This is a genomic window from Aurantimicrobium minutum, from assembly GCF_002355535.1.
Classification (GTDB): Bacteria; Actinomycetota; Actinomycetes; order Actinomycetales; family Microbacteriaceae; genus Aurantimicrobium; species Aurantimicrobium minutum.
Genome location: NZ_AP017457.1, coordinates 511,029 through 527,163, shown reverse-complemented (window position 1 = coordinate 527,163; position 16,135 = coordinate 511,029). Strand labels below are relative to the sequence as shown.

The 16,135-nt window shown below is 50.6% G+C and carries 13 protein-coding genes and 3 tRNA genes; 7 read left to right on the top strand and 9 right to left on the bottom strand.

From position 1 onward, the window contains the following. Window positions 1–20: 20 nt before the first annotated feature. From AUMI_RS02610 to zapE, 8 genes are all read right to left on the bottom strand, one after another. Complete coding sequence (locus AUMI_RS02610; protein WP_096380986.1) at window positions 21–590, bottom strand: HIT family protein; 570 nt, start codon at window positions 588–590, stop codon at window positions 21–23. Next, on the bottom strand, window positions 587–2,587 hold the full coding sequence (gene thrS / locus AUMI_RS02605; protein ID WP_096380983.1) for a threonine--tRNA ligase: 2,001 nt from the start codon (window positions 2,585–2,587) through the stop codon (window positions 587–589). The genes AUMI_RS02610 and thrS overlap by 4 nt, the downstream gene beginning before the upstream one ends. Window positions 2,588–2,665: 78 nt before the next feature. Further along, window positions 2,666–2,737, bottom strand: a tRNA-Val gene (locus AUMI_RS02600). Window positions 2,738–2,762: 25 nt separating this feature from the next. Beyond that, window positions 2,763–2,836: transfer RNA gene (locus AUMI_RS02595), tRNA-Cys, on the bottom strand. 53 nt (window positions 2,837–2,889) lie between these two features. Further along, window positions 2,890–2,961: transfer RNA gene (locus AUMI_RS02590), tRNA-Gly, on the bottom strand. A gap of 71 nt (window positions 2,962–3,032) precedes the next feature. Next, entirely contained in the window at window positions 3,033–4,280 is a 1,248-nt protein-coding gene (locus AUMI_RS02585) for an ammonium transporter (RefSeq protein ID WP_096380981.1), read from the bottom strand. A 137-nt stretch (window positions 4,281–4,417) separates the two neighbouring features. After that, window positions 4,418–5,674, bottom strand: a complete 1,257-nt coding sequence (locus AUMI_RS02580) for an ammonium transporter (protein ID WP_096383409.1) — start codon at window positions 5,672–5,674, stop codon at window positions 4,418–4,420. A gap of 139 nt (window positions 5,675–5,813) precedes the next feature. Beyond that, window positions 5,814–6,833: a cell division protein ZapE gene (zapE, locus tag AUMI_RS02575; RefSeq protein ID WP_096380978.1), complete on the bottom strand. Its 1,020-nt coding sequence runs from the start codon at window positions 6,831–6,833 to the stop codon at window positions 5,814–5,816. Window positions 6,834–6,989: 156 nt separating this feature from the next. Here zapE and AUMI_RS02570 point away from each other — a divergent pair, with 156 nt between their 5' ends. The 7 genes from AUMI_RS02570 to AUMI_RS02540 all read left to right on the top strand — a co-directional run bounded on the left by AUMI_RS02570 (window position 6,990) and on the right by AUMI_RS02540 (window position 14,154). After that, the gene (locus tag AUMI_RS02570; protein WP_096380976.1) at window positions 6,990–7,886 is read left to right on the top strand and encodes a sulfurtransferase; all 897 of its coding nucleotides are present in this window, start codon (window positions 6,990–6,992) and stop codon (window positions 7,884–7,886) included. 54 nt (window positions 7,887–7,940) lie between these two features. Then, window positions 7,941–8,369 carry a SufE family protein gene (locus AUMI_RS02565; RefSeq protein WP_096380973.1) on the top strand — a complete coding sequence of 143 codons (429 nt, stop codon included), beginning with the start codon at window positions 7,941–7,943 and terminating at the stop codon, window positions 8,367–8,369. A gap of 4 nt (window positions 8,370–8,373) precedes the next feature. Beyond that, window positions 8,374–8,949, top strand: coding sequence for a dihydrofolate reductase family protein (locus AUMI_RS02560; protein WP_096380971.1), 576 nt, complete (start codon window positions 8,374–8,376; stop codon window positions 8,947–8,949). A gap of 24 nt (window positions 8,950–8,973) precedes the next feature. Continuing rightward, the gene (locus tag AUMI_RS02555) at window positions 8,974–9,558 is read left to right on the top strand and encodes a DUF3000 domain-containing protein (RefSeq protein ID WP_096380968.1); all 585 of its coding nucleotides are present in this window, start codon (window positions 8,974–8,976) and stop codon (window positions 9,556–9,558) included. Next, entirely contained in the window at window positions 9,551–10,747 is a 1,197-nt protein-coding gene (locus AUMI_RS02550) for an HRDC domain-containing protein (protein ID WP_096380966.1), read from the top strand. The genes AUMI_RS02555 and AUMI_RS02550 overlap by 8 nt, the downstream gene beginning before the upstream one ends. A 75-nt stretch (window positions 10,748–10,822) precedes the next feature. Beyond that, the gene (locus AUMI_RS02545; protein WP_096380963.1) at window positions 10,823–12,019 is read left to right on the top strand and encodes a thiolase family protein; all 1,197 of its coding nucleotides are present in this window, start codon (window positions 10,823–10,825) and stop codon (window positions 12,017–12,019) included. Further along, window positions 12,019–14,154 (top strand): 3-hydroxyacyl-CoA dehydrogenase NAD-binding domain-containing protein, encoded by a 2,136-nt coding sequence (locus AUMI_RS02540; protein WP_096380962.1) that lies wholly within the window; start codon window positions 12,019–12,021, stop codon window positions 14,152–14,154. Before AUMI_RS02545 ends, AUMI_RS02540 begins: the two co-directional genes overlap by 1 nt. Here AUMI_RS02540 and dxs read toward each other — a convergent pair. Next, window positions 14,151–16,097, bottom strand: a complete 1,947-nt coding sequence (gene dxs, locus AUMI_RS02535; RefSeq protein WP_096380959.1) for a 1-deoxy-D-xylulose-5-phosphate synthase — start codon at window positions 16,095–16,097, stop codon at window positions 14,151–14,153. The genes AUMI_RS02540 and dxs overlap by 4 nt on opposite strands. Window positions 16,098–16,135 lie beyond the last annotated feature (38 nt).

Here is a 16,135-nt window from a genome sequence, read left to right as displayed (position 1 = left end):
GTGGAGGATCAGTTAGAAGTTTAGTTCTGTTCACGCCAAGCTTGTGCGACCGCTGAACGGACATCTCCGAGTAGTGCAGTAATCGCTTTACTCTTGGCAATGATGGGGAAGAAATTTGAGTCCGTAGCCCATCGTGGCACTACGTGTTGGTGGAGATGATCTGCAATTCCGGCTCCAGCAACTCGGCCCTGGTTCATGCCAATGTTGTAACCGTCATTGCGAGCAACTTTTTTCAAAACTCGCATTGCTTCCTGAGTCAGACTAGCGATTTCTGCAGTTTCTTCAACAGTGGCTTCGTCATACATTGCAATGTGACGATAAGGGCAAACCAGAAGGTGTCCGCTGTTATAGGGGTATAAATTCAGCAAAACGAAGGCGTGAGTCCCGCGGTGAACAATGAGAGCTTCTTCATCAGACATTTCCGGTGCGAGGCAAAAAGGACAGTCATCTTTTGATGGTTGCTGACCGTTTTCGATATAAGCCAGACGATGAGGTGTCCACAAACGTTGAAATTCATCGGGAACAGCCCCAAAAGTAGAAGCTGAGCGAAGGTCTACCCCCTCAAACTCTTCTTCTCCGTAATGATTCATAGGTCCTCAGCACTCGTTACCTGACGGTGGTCACGTACGGCGCTAACAAGAAGATCAATAGCGTCAGCGATGGGGATACCGTTGCGCTGGCTACCGTCACGGAAACGGAAACTCACTGCACCATTGGCCCTGTCTTCTTCACCAGCAATGATTTGCACGGGAATTTTCTGAGCAGCAGCATTACGAATCTTCTTTTGCATGCGGTCATCGCTGGCATCTAGTTGAACGCGAAGCCCCTCTACTTTGAGCTGGTCTAAAACACTGGAGAGGTACTCCTCATACTCTTCTGCTACAGCAATACCGACGGCCTGAACAGGTGCCAACCAGAGGGGGAAAGCGCCGGCGTAGTGCTCGGTGAGGACACCGAAGAAACGTTCAATGGATCCAAATAAGGCTCGGTGGATCATGACAGGACGGTGGCGGTTTCCGTCAGATCCCGTGTATTCCAAATCGAAGCGTTCTGGCAGGTTGAAGTCCAGTTGAATGGTCGACATCTGCCAGGTGCGACCTATCGCATCACGTGCCTGAACAGAGATCTTGGGGCCATAGAAGGCAGCGCCGCCTGGATCTGGAACCAAGGTCAAACCTGAGTCTTCTGCGACTTGCCGCAGCGTCTCGGTGGCTTCGTCCCAGATTGCGTCATCGCCGACATACTTCTTGGGGTCCTTTGTAGAAAGCTCAAGATAAAAATCATCAAGGCCGTAGTCACGCAGCAAGGAAAGCACAAAGTTCAGAACATTTGTGAGTTCTTCTTTCATGTTCTCGCGCGTGGTGAAGATGTGAGCATCGTCCTGAGTCATGCCGCGAACACGAGTGAGACCGTGAACCACGCCTGATTTCTCATAGCGATAAACAGAACCAAACTCGAACAATCGTAAAGGCAGTTCACGGTAGCTCTTGGACCGGGACTTAAAGATCAAAATGTGGAATGGGCAATTCATTGGTTTGAGGTAGTAATCAACGCCTTGGCGTGTGACCTCACCTGCCTCATTGCGAATTTCATCCAATTTCATGGGCGGGAACATCCCATCCGCATACCAATCCAAGTGCCCGCTGGTTTCGAACAGGTTCGACTTGGTGATGTGAGGTGAATAGACAAACTCGTAACCGCCTTCTTCATGGCGACGACGGGAGTAGTCCTCCATGGTTCGGCGAATCACACCACCCTTGGGGTGAAAAACAGGTAAACCCGAACCAATTTCTTCGGGAAAACTAAACAGGTCTAGTTCACTTCCCAAGCGACGGTGGTCACGCTTAGCAGCTTCTTCGAGGCGTTCTTGGTATGCACGAAGATCTGCTTTTGATGGCCAAGCGGTGCCATAAACACGCTGGAGTTGAGGGTTGTTTTCTGAACCTCTCCAGTAAGCAGCTGCCAACCGGGTAAGAGCAAAACCATCACCAATGATGCGGGTATTTGGAACGTGTGGCCCACGGCATAGATCCTTCCACACGGTCTCCCCCGTGGATGGATCAACGTTGTCGTAAATGGTCAGTTCATTACCGCCGACTTCAACGCTCTCGTTGTCGTCTCCTGTGTTACCGCCTTTGAGACCGATGAGTTCGAGTTTGTATGGCTCAGAAGCAAGTTCTGCTCGAGCTTCATCTTCAGTGACAACTCGGCGCATGAAGCGCTGTCCTGCACGGACAATGCGAGACATAGCCTTTTCCAAAGCCTTCATGTCTTCTGGTGTGAAAGCTTCCTCGACATCGAAGTCGTAGTAGAAACCATCTGTAACAGGTGGCCCAATGCCCAATTTTGCTTTGGGGTTCACGTTCTGAACCGCTTGGGCGAGAACGTGGGCAGCTGAGTGTCGAAGAATGTTGAGTCCGTCTGCAGAATCCACATATACGGGTTCGACTTCATCTCCTGGCTGCAAGATATGAGCTAGGTCACGTAACTCACCGTTGACGCGTATCGCAACAATGCTGCGGTCTGTATAGAGCGCGAAGCCATCACTGGAAGCTTGAACGGTGAGTGAACCGGAAACGTCAGACACGAAGTGGACTCCTCTAATAACTTTCTCGACTTACAGCCTAGCCAAAAGAAAAACCCCCGGAAATCCGGGGGTTTTCAGTGAGCGATACTGGGATCGAACCAGCGACCTCTTCCGTGTCAGGGAAGCGCGCTACCGCTGCGCCAATCGCTCAAAGCCATGTCCGAAAACGTGGTTTTGGAGGTGGATACCGGATTCGAACCGGTGTGGACGGCTTTGCAGGCCGCTGCCTATCCTCTCGGCCAATCCACCGTAGGTGGTTACCCACGCTAACAATGAGTCGGCCGTAGGACTGACCACACTCGAGCGGATGACGAGATTCGAACTCGCGACCCTAACCTTGGCAAGGTTATGCGCTACCACTGCGCCACATCCGCGTTGCACTCTAAAGAGTACCTTGGAACTTTATCGAGAACTCAGCGTGAACGCAAAACCTGACACGCATTTTTTAGTAGTCGTAACTCTCTTCACCGTGCATGACGAGGTCAATACCAGCAAGCTCATCTTCATTCTTGACACGGAATCCCATTGTCTTGTCAATTACCCAACCAATTGCAAACGAGAGAGTGAAGGAATAGATCAGAACGCTAAATGCTGCGATGGCTTGCTTCCCGAGTTGATCAAATGAACCCGAGTAAATGAGTCCAACTTCAGTAGCAAAGAAGCCAAGGAACAATGTTCCAATCAACCCACCAACGAGGTGAATTCCCACAACATCCAGAGAGTCATCAAAGCCAAAAGTGAATTTGAGCTCAACCGCAAGTGCACACAAGACACCGGTGAGAATACCGAGAACGAGAGCCCAGCTTGGGGTGAGGTAAGCACACGAGGGTGTAATCGCAACAAGACCCGCAACGGCACCTGAGGCGGCACCGACGGAGGTTGCCTTGCCATCCTTAATACGTTCGACAATAAGCCATCCGATAATTCCGGCAGCACCTGCTGCCATGGTGTTAATCAGGGCAATGGCAGCAACACCATCTGCGGCAATTGCAGAACCAGCATTGAAACCAAACCAGCCAAACCACAGCAATCCTGCGCCCAAGAGAACGAATGGTACGTTGTGGGGCTTATGAACTCCCTTGGCGAAACCAATTCGTTTTCCAAGAACTAAAGCAAGTGCCAGCGCAGCTGCACCAGAGTTGATTTCAACAGCTGTTCCACCCGCGAAGTCAAGTGCACCCACGTTGTAGACCAACCATCCGCCACTGGTAATTTCACCGTCTTCAACAGTGAAATTAAAGATCCAGGAGGCTACTGGGAAGTAGACAATGGTTGCCCACACGCCTGCAAACACCATCCATGCACCAAACTTTGCACGGTCAGCGATTGCTCCTGAAATGAGCGCAACAGTAATCATCGCGAACGTAGCTTGGAAAGCGGCAAAAACGAGAGGAGGAACAGTTGCCCCGTCTGGAACTTCAATGAGATTTTCTAATCCCATGTGAGCTAAGTCGATGTTGAATACACCGGGGATTCCGTACGTTGCAGGGCCACCCAGAGCTGGGAATGCGATGGCGTAGCCATAGATAATCCACAAAACGCCGACAATAGCCATGGAGCCAAAACTGAGCATCATCATGCTGATGACGCTCTTGGCACGGACAAGACCGCCGTAGAAGAAAGCCAGAGCTGGTGTCATCATCAACACCAGCGCGGTGCAAATAATCAGAAAAGCGGTATTACCTGTATCCATGAGAACCTCCAGAGGAGATTCTTTGGCATACGCGTTTCAGATATGAAGCGTTTATGTTTCGAACAGATTAATCGTGTCTAGGCCCTGTGAAAAACTACAGGGCCTAGACATGAGGAGTGATGGAACTAATTCAAGGTTTATGCCTCCTGAAGCGCATATCCCTCTTCGCCGTGGACAATTGTGTCGATACCAGCGAGCTCGTCCTCATTCTTGATACGGAACCCCATGGTCTTCTCAATGATTGTTCCAATGATGTAACTGAGAACGAACGAGAAGACCAGTACGGTAAAGGCAGCAATAGCCTGCTTTCCGAGTTGTTCAAATGAACCAGAGAAGAAGAATCCAACTTCGGTTGCGAAGAACCCAAGGAACAAGGTTCCGATCAAACCACCCACAAGGTGAATACCCACTACATCCAGAGAGTCATCAAACCCGAAAGTGAATTTGAGCTCAATGGCAAGTGCACAGACAGCACCAGCGATGAGGCCCAACAGAATTGCCCACATTGGTGTCAGGTTTGCACATGCAGGTGTGATCGCAACCAAACCAGCAACTGCGCCCGAGGCAGCTCCCACTGAAGTGGCCTTACCCTCCTTGATGCGCTCAATAAGCAACCATCCCAATACAGCTGCCGCTGGTGCAGCAATCGTGTTGATGAATGCCAGGGAAGCAACCCCGTCCGCTGCAAGTTCCGATCCTGCATTGAAGCCAAACCAGCCAAACCAGAGCAATCCTGCACCGAGAAGAACCAGTGGCACGTTGTGAGGCTTTGCAACACCCTTTGCAAAACCAATCCTCTTGCCCAAGACAAGTGCCAATGCAAGAGCTGCTGCACCCGCGTTGATGTGGACAGCCGTGCCACCTGCAAAGTCAATTGCGCCCAGGTTGTAGGCGATCCAACCACCGTCAACAATCTTGCCGTCCACGATGGTGAAGTTGAATACCCAGGAAGCTACTGGGAAGTACACAATTGTTGCCCAAATACCTGCGAATACAAGCCAAGCGCCAAACTTTGCTCTGTCGGCGATTGAACCGCTAATCAGAGCAACAGTGATGATTGCAAAAGTGGCTTGGAATGCTGCGAAGGCCAAGGGTGGGAATGCTGCGCCCTCGGGAGTTTCTAGTAAGCCTTCAAGACCGATGTATGCGGTATCGATACCAATGATTCCGTCTATGCCATAAAACGTCGATGAGCCTTCATTGGCGAATGCGATGGAGTATCCGTAGATAACCCACAAGACACCAATGAGCGCAAGAGAGCCAAAGCTCAACATCATCATGCTGACGACACTCTTAGCTTTGACGAGACCGCCATAGAAGAACGCCAGGGCGGGAGTCATCAGGAGCACCAGTGCTGCGCTGATGAGCACGAAGGCGGTGTTGCCTTGATCCATTTCAACCTCTTTCACGAATGGTGACGGATAGTTCACCGTCTCTATTCATGAGTGTGAATGAAGTTCGTTACCGGGGGTGTTCTACGAGGTGACGTAAGTGTTACAAATAACGAGGTTGTGTTTCAAACAGATTTCTGAGCTAGAAATTGGTCAAAGCAATCAGACGTGAAACGCAACGGAGATACTTCTTGCGATATCCGCCGTTGACCATGTCACCACCAAACACATCGGAAATTGGTGTACCTGAAGCGATGATCGGGATTTGAGCGTCATACACACGGTCAATGAAAGCGACCAAACGAAGAGCATCTGTCTGCCCCATGATGACGTGAACATCTTCAAGGACTAGGGTGTCTACGTTGTCCAGAAGACGAACATAGACAGAAGGGTGCACAGTTGCAAGGTGTGCCAACAGAGCATCAAAACGGTCGACAGTAACGGTGGCACCTGCTGCGCGTTGTTCCGAAACGTAAGTTGCTATGTCTCGGGGTGAGGTAACTCGCGATACACCTTCGGCAGCACGTTGGCGATAGTCAGTACCGTCTATGCGAATAGTCCTGAAGTTCGAGGCCAGCGCTTGAATTTCTCTGAGGAAGTCTGCGGCGGCAAAACGCCCCTCGCCCAAGGCCGCAGGAGGGGTATTGCTTGTTGCAGCTACACGCGTTCCGCCAGCTACGAGTTCTCCCAGCATTCGAGTCATCATCATTGTGTCGCCAGGATCATCCAGCTCGAACTCGTCTATACAAATCAAACTGGCACCCTTGAGTGCTTCAACCGCTTTGACATAGCCCAGTGCACCGACAAGCGAGGTGTACTGCAAAAAGGTTCCGAAATACTTCTTTCCGGAAGCAGAATTCCACGCTGCCGCGAGCAAGTGGGTTTTACCGACACCAAAACCTCCGTCAAGGTAAACCCCGGGAGGCTGTTCCTCAGTTTTCTTGTTGCGACTAAAGAGCTTTGCCTGCTTGATAACAGCCGTGTTTTTTCCAGCAAATTCTTCAAGAATGGTGCGTGCTTCTTCTTGAGAGGGATACTCAGGGTTGGGAATGTAATTGTCGAAACGTGCCTGAGTGAATTGCGGCGGAGGAACCAGGCTGCTGACGATTGCACCCGCATCAAGTGTGGGGTGTAATTCAACAAGGGACTGCACGGAAGTCATTTTCCTGAAATATTCCTCAACATAAGCACAAAATAAGGGGTGTGGGGTTGGCACATAACGAATCTCTACGTAGTCTCGTAGGTGCAGCACAAGCCTATTGCGTAACCAGAGCAATGCTTGGTGTCCTGAAATCTAACCTGAGTGAAAAGTGGAGCCATGAGCGTACCTATTGATTCGTCTGAAAAGTTTGCAGAATACGCACATCCTGAAGCCATTGTGAGCACTCAATGGTTACAGGAAAACCTCGACAATCCTCAACTTGTCGTTGTCGAATCCGATGAAGATGTTCTGCTCTACGAAATTGGTCACATCCCTGGCGCAGTCAAAATCGACTGGCACACAGACCTCAACGACCCCGTGCTTCGTGACTATGTCCAGGGCCCCCAATTTGCTGAATTACTGAGTTCAAAGGGAATCTCTCGAGACACAACCGTTGTTATCTATGGCGATAAAAGTAACTGGTGGGCTGCTTATGCACTCTGGGTTTTCAAGCTTTTTGGACACGAAGACGTTCGCCTCCTCGATGGAGGACGTGACAAGTGGATCGCCGAGGGTCGTGAACTCACAAAGGAACAGCCGGCAATCACACCAAGCTCTTATCCAGTTGTAGATCGCAACGATTCTCCTATCCGCGCATATCTTGCTGACACTCTTGCCCACATCGGTAAGCCAATGATTGATGTACGAAGCCCTGAAGAATACTCAGGTGAACGCACTCACATGCCTGCCTACCCCGAAGAAGGGGCCCTCCGAGGCGGTCACATTCCTGGTGCGGCCAGCGTTCCATGGGCTAAAGCAGCGAATGAAGACGGAACGTTCAAATCACGTCAGGAACTCGAACAGCTGTACCTGGTCGAGGCAGGGCTCAAGCCCGGAGATGACGTCATCGCATACTGCCGAATTGGTGAGCGCTCGAGTCACACCTGGTTTGTGCTGAACTACCTCCTTGGCTTTACCGGAGTTCGTAATTACGACGGATCTTGGACTGAATGGGGTTCGGCTGTTCGCGTTCCCATCGTCAAGGGCACAGAACCCGGTGTCTTAGTCGACTAATTACTCGAATGCAGAGAGATTAACTCTGTTCACACCTGAGATGATGGAAGCATCATGACTGAACTTCCACAGGTACTCGCTCAAACTCAAGAAGATTTCCTTGACCTTGGTGACAAGGACAAAATTCAACTCCTCATTGAGTTCGCAGAGGAACTTCCTGCTTTACCTTCCGAGTACCAGGATCATCCTGAGCTACTTGAAAAAGTCGAGGAATGTCAGTCTCCTGTTTACATTTTTGTTGACGTTCACGATGGGCGCGTTGCCGTGCACGCAACAGCGCCAGAACAAGCACCTACCACTCGAGGGTTTGCCAGCATCCTGGTGCAAGGTTTGACAGGCCTCACAGTGCAAGAAGCTTTGGACATACCCGATGATTTCCCCAGCACCCTGGGTCTCAACGCGCTCATTTCCCCACTTCGTGTGCGCGGGATGACAGGAATGTTGTGGCGCATGAAACGCCAAATTCGAGAGAAATCCATCTAAAAACATGGTTGAAAGTTCCACACGTACCGATGTACAACTTTCACAAATTTATGCGTGGCCCTCATCTCTGACTTTTCGTCTCAACATGCTTATTGGGCCGTCAGGAACAACCGCAGGAGAAGATGGAACTTCAGTTAGCCTGACCTCTGCGCAGGACCGGAGAATCCTTCGACTGATTCGTAAAGACGCAGACGTGGTGTTACTTGGTGCAGAATCTGTCAGAAAAGAGGGGTGGTTCTTCCCGCCAACCGGACGTCTGATCGTTTTAAGCAAGACAGGAAATCTCCCTTTAGAAACATGCCCACATCCGGATAGGTTGTTTATTGCACCTAGCTTGAGCTCGGCACTTCATAATTTGCGAGAAAACGAAAACAAAATCCTTTGTGAAGGCGGCCTAGCCACCGCAGAACTTGTTCATCAACGCGTGTGCTTTGACGAGATAGCGTTGACATTTCGAAATGAAGATTCAACAGCTCCTGACTTCATTGATTTCTCTGAGTATCAACTTCTCTCAGAACTGACTGAGAAATCCTCAGAGATGACTTTCCGTTTTTGGCGGCGAGCCGCTAAGCCGCACTAATTCGGGAACTTTAGGGTCGTATATGTGACCACACAGCAGAATGCTCCTGAAGAATTTCAACGCGCAGTAGAGAGCATTTCTTCCGTCGCATTTCGAGAAGAACTCACGGTTCGGGTCATTGATTCCCCATCGGGGGTTGCTCCTTACAGCTATGCTCTCGCAGCAGATGTTCTCATTGCCGAACATGAACACGAATCCCAACATGGCACAGGACGATTCATCCTTCTCTATGACCCAGAAGAACCCGAATCTTGGGGTGGCTCCTTCCGCGTAGTTGCTTATGCCCAAGCACCATTAGAAGCTGACATCGGACTTGACCCATTCCTAGCCAACGTTGCGTGGTCATGGTTGGTCGATGCTCTGGCAACGCGCAAAGCCGAATACTTTAATCCTTCTGGCACAGCTACTCGAATTCTTTCGACAGGGTTTGGTGAGCTTGAAGATGCCGGTGATGGTGCGCAAATTGAACTTCGAGCTTCGTGGTCTCCTGCCTCCTCGGAAATGGGAGATCAAGCAGACGCATGGGGTGAACTCTTGTGCATGCTTGCCGGCTTGCCTCCCACAGCAGAAGCTGTCAGTTTGACTGCACGCCGCAGGGAGCGTGGTTAGGGTTCACGTCATCGCTTCACCCAAAGAATTTCTCGCCGCGTGCGATGTGATTTCTCAGGGAACTGGACCAATCGCCATCGATGCGGAACGGGCATCTGGATTCACCTATTCACAGCGTGCATATCTCATCCAAGTTCATCGACGCGAAGCAGGAACTTTTTTATTTGATCCTCCAGCTATTGGTGACATGTCGGAGTTATTTCGACACAATCACACCGAAGAATGGGTCCTTCATGCGGCTAGTCAGGATCTGGCGTGTTTGAGAGAAGTGGGAATTTCCCCGCAACGAATTTTTGATACCGAACTTTCTGCCCGTTTGTTGGGCTTAGATCGGGTGGGCCTGGGCTCCGTTATAGAAGAATTACTGGGTGTCCACCTGGCAAAAGAACATAGTGCAGCAGATTGGTCAACCAGACCTCTTCCTGAACCTTGGTTGACGTATGCGGCTCAAGATGTTGAATTACTTGTTGATCTCAGAGATGAAATTGAAAAACTGCTCATCGAGTCCAACAAACTCAGTTGGGCTCACGAAGAGTTTCAAGCAACGCTTGATAAACCTGAGAAAATAATCAGCACTGAACCGTGGAGAAAAATTTCAGGTCTTCATACCCTGCGCTCCCCTAGGCAACTTGCTGTTGCACGGGCGCTGTGGAATGCAAGAGATGTGGTTGCTCAGACAAAAGACATCTCACCCGGTCGCCTCATTCCAGATAGCTCGATCGTGGCCGCAAGCAAGCGAACTTTTTCCACCAAGGGTGAACTTGCAGCGTGTAAAGAATTCAATGGGCGTGCAAGCCGCAGCATGCTCGACGTGTGGTGGGAGGCTGTGCGCGCTGGCACTGCTGACGAAAACCTTCCTGTAATGCGCATTCCCTCTGACACCATTCCACCCCCACGTGCATGGGCGGATAAACGTCCCGATGCTTTAGAACGACTAAATGCGGCAAAAGAAAAACTGAGCGCCCGAGCTGTAGAACTCAGTATGCCCACTGAAAACCTCCTCACTCCAAGTATTTTGCGCGAACTAGCCTGGGCCCCACCTTCCACAGTTACTGTCGTCAGTGTTAGTGCTGGATTGAAAAAATTGGGCGCACGGCCCTGGCAGATTGCTGAAACCTGTGCGCTAATTTCTAATGCTTTTGTGGAAGCCGACCAAAAACTTAACCTCGAACCCCAAGAATCTTCGTAGGGACTCACAGCCGGGTTTCACAGCTGAATCACACGAATTAGCATCAAGATAGCAAAGAGGCATCGAGAGGACATCATGACCGCCGGAAAACGTGTTGTATTTGTCGACGGAGTTCGTACCCCGTTTGGTCGCGCAGGCGAAAAAGGTATCTTTTGGCAGACTCGCGCCGATGACCTCATCGTGAAAGCAATGATGGGGCTGCTTGAGCGTAATCCGCTGCTTCCAACCGAAGAAATAGATGATGTTGCGATTGCCGCTACAACTCAACAAGGTGACCAAGGTCTCACTCTCGGAAGAACGGCAGGAATCTTGGCAGGACTTCCTCGCCATGTTCCTGGGTTTGCCATTGACCGTATGTGTGCCGGTGCAATGACAGCAGTCACGACGACAGCAGGCGGAATCGCAATGGGTTCCTATGACGTAGTCCTTGCTGGTGGCGTCGAACACATGGGCCGTCATCCCATGGGATTCAATGCCGACCCAAATCCTCGATTCTTGGCAGAAAAACTTGTCAGTGCAGATGCTTTGAACATGGGCGCAACTGCAGAAAGGCTCCACGACAGGTTCCCCCATCTGACCAAGGAACGTGCAGATGCTTACGCATTACGTTCTCAACAAAAAGTTGCAGCAGCCTACGCTGCTGGATTTATCCAACATGATTTGATTCCCGTCTCTGCAAAAACCGCTGAGGGATGGACACTGGCTACTGTCGATGAAGCTCCACGTCCAGAAACAACAATGGAGGGACTTGCAGGCCTCAAGACACCATTTAGGCCGCATGGACGTGTCACCGCAGGAAATGCAAGTGGCCTCAACGATGGAGCAACAATCTGCCTACTAGCCAGTGAAGAAGCGGCAGAACGCTATAACCTCGGTATCAAAATGTCGATGGTCTCTTTTGCTTTTGCTGGCGTTGAACCTGAAGTGATGGGAATTGGCCCCGTTCCTTCTACAGAAAAAGCTCTTCGCAAAGCAGGTCTGACTATTGACCAAATTGGCCTGTTTGAAGTGAATGAAGCCTTCGCAGTTCAAGTATTGGCGTTTCTCGATCATTTTGGCATCTCTGATGATGACCCTCGGGTCAACGAATATGGTGGCGCGATTGCTTTAGGTCACCCATTGGCTAGCAGCGGTGTTCGACTAATGATTCAATTGGCGCACCAATTCGAACGTCACCCTGAAGTCAGATATGGCATAACCACAATGTGTATTGGACTTGGACAAGGTGGAACTGTTATTTGGGAAAACCCACACTGGAATGGTGCAAAGTAATGACGAACTACGACAGCATTGACTTTTCAGACCTCATTGCTCTGAGCACTGAAGAGGTTGTAACTCACAGCTTCTCTCAGGACATCACCCTTTCCAGCGGCAAAGTTATCGCATTGGTGACTCTTGATAATGGAATGGACTACAAGCGTCCGAACACTCTTGGCCCTCAAGGGCTACTCGAGCTAGATCGACTTCTTGTCTCGCTCAGTGATCGCGCCGCTACAGGAGAAATTGACGCTGTTGCAGTGACCGGCAAAGAATTCATCTTGGCAGCAGGGGCTGACCTCAGCAGAGTGAGTGATGTGCCGAGTAAAGAAATGGCCGTTAAGCTCGCGCAACTAGGCCACAGAGCTCTTGGTCGCCTAGGTGAACTGGGAGTGCCCTCTTTCGTCTTCATCAATGGCTTAGCGCTCGGTGGAGGCCTTGAAGTGGCACTCAACTCCTCATACCGCACGGTCGATGCAACGGTGGGTGCAATTGCGTTGCCTGAAGTATTTCTTGGCTTAATCCCCGGATGGGGCGGCGCTTATCTTCTTCCTAATTTGATCGGTATTGAGAATGCACTCAAAGTCGTCATCGAAAACCCTCTAAAGAACAACCGTATGCTCAAAGCTGCCGATGCCTTCGAGTTAGGAATTGCTGACGCCATGTTTGGTTCAGCACGATTCTTAGAAGAATCCTTGCAATGGGCAGATGCTGTGCTTAATGGTCATGAGGTTCACCGCCCACACCAACCTGGCAAAGTTGAACGTCTAGCTAAATGGAACTTGGCAGTAAACATCGCTCGAAAGAGTGTGGAAGAAAAGCTCGGGAAAGTCGCCACAGCACCTTATGTTGCTCTTGACCTCCTTGAACAGGCTCGAAAAGTTGATAAAGAAGCAGCCTTCGCCCGAGAAGACGAAGCTATTGCGTCACTTATTGTTGGTGATCAGTTCCAAGCATCAATGTATGCATTCGATTTGGTTCAAAAACGCGCAAAGAAGCCGGCAGGAGCCCCCGACCCCAAGCTTGCTCGTCCGGTGGGCAAAGTTGGTGTTATTGGGGCTGGATTGATGGCACGACAGTTTGCCCTCCTATTCGTGCGCAAACTCAAAGTGCCCGTGGTACTCACTGACATTAACCAAGACAAACTCGACGAAGCTCTTACATACATCCATGCGGAAATACAGTCCATGCATGACAAAGGTCGCATCTCCTCAGATGAGAACAAGCGACTGCAAGCGCTTGTAAGCGGAACGACTAATGCTGCGGCCTTCTCTGACGCTGATTGGGTCATTGAAGCTGTATTTGAAGAACTTTCGGTAAAACAAGACGTTTTCGCGAATATCGAGCAGTACATAACCGAGGACGCCATTCTGGCGACAAATACCTCCAGCCTGTCTGTCAACGAGATCGGCGCCAAATTAAAGCACCCCGAACGGTTGGTGGGCTTCCACTTCTTCAACCCTGTTGCGGTAATGCCCTTGGTTGAGGTTGTGAATGCACCACAGACAAATGAGGTAGCACTGGCCACCGCAATGGACACAGCTAAGAAACTCGGGAAAACAGCGGTCATCACGACAGACTCCCCCGGTTTCGTCGTCAATCGCTTACTTGCACGACTACTAGGTGAAGCCATGCATGCAGTGGATACAGGCACACCTTTCAAGACTGTCGATGAGTCAGTCGCATCGTTCGGAATGCCGATGGCGCCATTTGAGCTTCTTGACCTAGTTGGCCTCAAAGTAGGTGCACATGTGCTGGACACACACCATGCCGCATTCCCTGATCGTTTTTTCCGCAGTGACAACCTGCACAAGCTTGCTGAACATGGCTCCATCATTGTTCGAGGGCGCACCGGCAAAATTACCGGCTATGACCGTGGCGCAGAGGCAATCGTCAAGGGCGGAAGCTCACCCATGACCGCGGATCAAATTCGTCTACGTATCGAAGATGGTCTGGCTGACGAAATTCACCGCATGTTGGAAGAAAAGGTTGTCAGCGGGGCCCAAGACATAGATTTGTGCATGATTATGGGTGCCGGATGGCCATTCCAGATGGGTGGAGCAACACCATTCCTTGACCGTATTGGTGCTAGCCAACGCGTCTTTGGAGCTACTTTCCACAATCCGATGATTGCAGGACCAAAAAACTAAACGTTTTTGTTGTGGAAATTTTCAGAAACTGCGCCCTCGTCAGGTAATGGCCGGGCAACTGGAATCTTGCTCCCGAGAACTTGAGCGACAACATCTCGTGCGATGTCCTGCGCAGTGAGCCCTGCATCGGCCAAAATTTCATTCCTGCTCGCGTGATCAAGGAATTCATCTGGCAATCCCAGCTCGTCAACCGCAGTGTCAACGCCTGCGCTTCGCAGATCCTGCCTGATACGTGTTCCAATGCCTCCAACACGAACACCATCTTCTAAGGAAATTACGAGACGGTGGTCGCGAGCCATGTCGATGATGCTTCCAGGAACTGGAACAATCCAACGTGGGTCAACAACTGTTGCGCCAATACCTTGTTGAGCAAGACGATCAGCAACGTCAAGACCAAGTTGAGCAAAAGCTCCAATGGCAACAATGAGGACATCTTTGTGTGCTGCTTCACGCAACACATCTACACCGTCAGCGCTGCGACGAACAGCTTCAATGTCGTGAGCAACAGATCCACGTGGGAATCTAATCACGGTAGGACCATCGGTGACAGCAATCGCTTCAGCTAGCTCTTCGCGCAGACGTGCAGCATCACGAGGTGCCGCTAAGCGGATATGTGGGACAACTTGAAGTATGGACAGATCCCAAACTCCGTGGTGACTGGGGCCGTCTGGACCGGTGACACCTGCCCGGTCAAGCACAAAAGTCACTCCTGCCTTATGCAGGGCAACGTCCATCAGCACCTGGTCAAATGCTCGGTTAATAAACGTGGCATAAACAGCAACGACTGGATGCATGCCACCAAAGGCCAGTCCCGCCGCTGAAGCAACAGCATGCTGTTCTGCAATACCAACATCAATAACACGATCAGGGAAGCGTTCGAGAAGCTTGTGGAGGCCCGTAGGTCGCAACATCGCCGCAGTGATGCCAACAATGCTGTCGTTGGTTTCAGCTAACGAGACAAGTTCGTCGCCGAAGACATCAGTCCACCCAACAGCTGTGGATGTAGAAATAGATTTTCCTGTGACAGGATCAATCTGACCGACTGCGTGGAATTGATCATCGATATCTTGTTGAGCAGGTTCGTAGCCCTTACCTTTTTGGGTAATTGCGTGAACAATCACGGGAGCACCATAGTTCTTTGCCTGCGTGAGAGCAGATTCCATTGCTTTGACATCGTGACCGTTGACCGGCCCTAGATATTTGATGTCGAGATTGGCATAGAGATCTTGATTATTGGTGAAACGAGAAAGAAAACCGTGAACACCGCCACGAACACCACGATAAAAAGCACGTGCGTAGGGGCCCATGCTGGCAAACATACGACTACTGGTGAAGTGGAGATTACGATAACTCTTTCGGGTTCGCACTTTGTCGAGGTATCGAGCCATTCCTCCAATAGTGGGAGCGTAACTGCGGCCATTATCGTTCACGATAATGACGAGATTGCGAGCATTGTCATGGCTGATGTTATTCAGTGCTTCCCAGGTCATTCCACCCGTGAGAGCACCATCACCAACAACGGCAACGACGTGCCGATCATCTTGACCGGTCATGTTAAATGCACGAGAAATGCCGTCTGCCCAGGATAGAGAGCTTGAAGCATGAGAACTTTCAACGATGTCATGTACAGATTCAGATCGTTGGGGATATCCAGCTATGCCACCCTTTTCACGAAGTTTGGAAAAGTCCTGACGTCCGGTGAGGAGTTTGTGCACATAAGACTGATGTCCCGTGTCGAAAACAATGGAGTCTTTAGGTGAGTCAAAGACACGGTGAATAGCAATGGTGAGCTCGACTACACCAAGGTTAGGCCCGAGGTGCCCGCCAGAGCGGGCAACCTCTCGGACCAAAAACTCTCTAATTTCGGCGGAGAGTTGAACGAGTTCCTCTTGGCTCAGTCGATCGAGGTCCCGGGGACCATGAACTGTTTCAAGAATTGCCATGGCTCGAGTCTATGAGGAAACGAACCTGTTTGTGCTGA

Bases quoted from the DNA above. Each gene is read 5' to 3' on its own strand.
- AUMI_RS02570 (WP_096380976.1), top strand. From the start codon at position 6,990: ATGAGCGTACCTATTGATTCGTCTGAAAAGTTTGCAGAATACGCACAT.
- AUMI_RS02545 (WP_096380963.1), top strand. From the start codon at position 10,823: ATGACCGCCGGAAAACGTGTTGTATTTGTCGACGGAGTTCGTACCCCG.
- AUMI_RS02565 (WP_096380973.1), top strand. From the start codon at position 7,941: ATGACTGAACTTCCACAGGTACTCGCTCAAACTCAAGAAGATTTCCTT.
- AUMI_RS02560 (WP_096380971.1), top strand. From the start codon at position 8,374: ATGGTTGAAAGTTCCACACGTACCGATGTACAACTTTCACAAATTTAT.
- AUMI_RS02610 (WP_096380986.1), bottom strand. From the start codon at position 590: ATGAATCATTACGGAGAAGAAGAGTTTGAGGGGGTAGACCTTCGCTCA.
- dxs (WP_096380959.1), bottom strand. From the start codon at position 16,097: ATGGCAATTCTTGAAACAGTTCATGGTCCCCGGGACCTCGATCGACTG.
- AUMI_RS02580 (WP_096383409.1), bottom strand. From the start codon at position 5,674: ATGGATCAAGGCAACACCGCCTTCGTGCTCATCAGCGCAGCACTGGTG.
- AUMI_RS02585 (WP_096380981.1), bottom strand. From the start codon at position 4,280: ATGGATACAGGTAATACCGCTTTTCTGATTATTTGCACCGCGCTGGTG.
- zapE (WP_096380978.1), bottom strand. From the start codon at position 6,833: ATGACTTCCGTGCAGTCCCTTGTTGAATTACACCCCACACTTGATGCG.
- AUMI_RS02540 (WP_096380962.1), top strand. From the start codon at position 12,019: ATGACGAACTACGACAGCATTGACTTTTCAGACCTCATTGCTCTGAGC.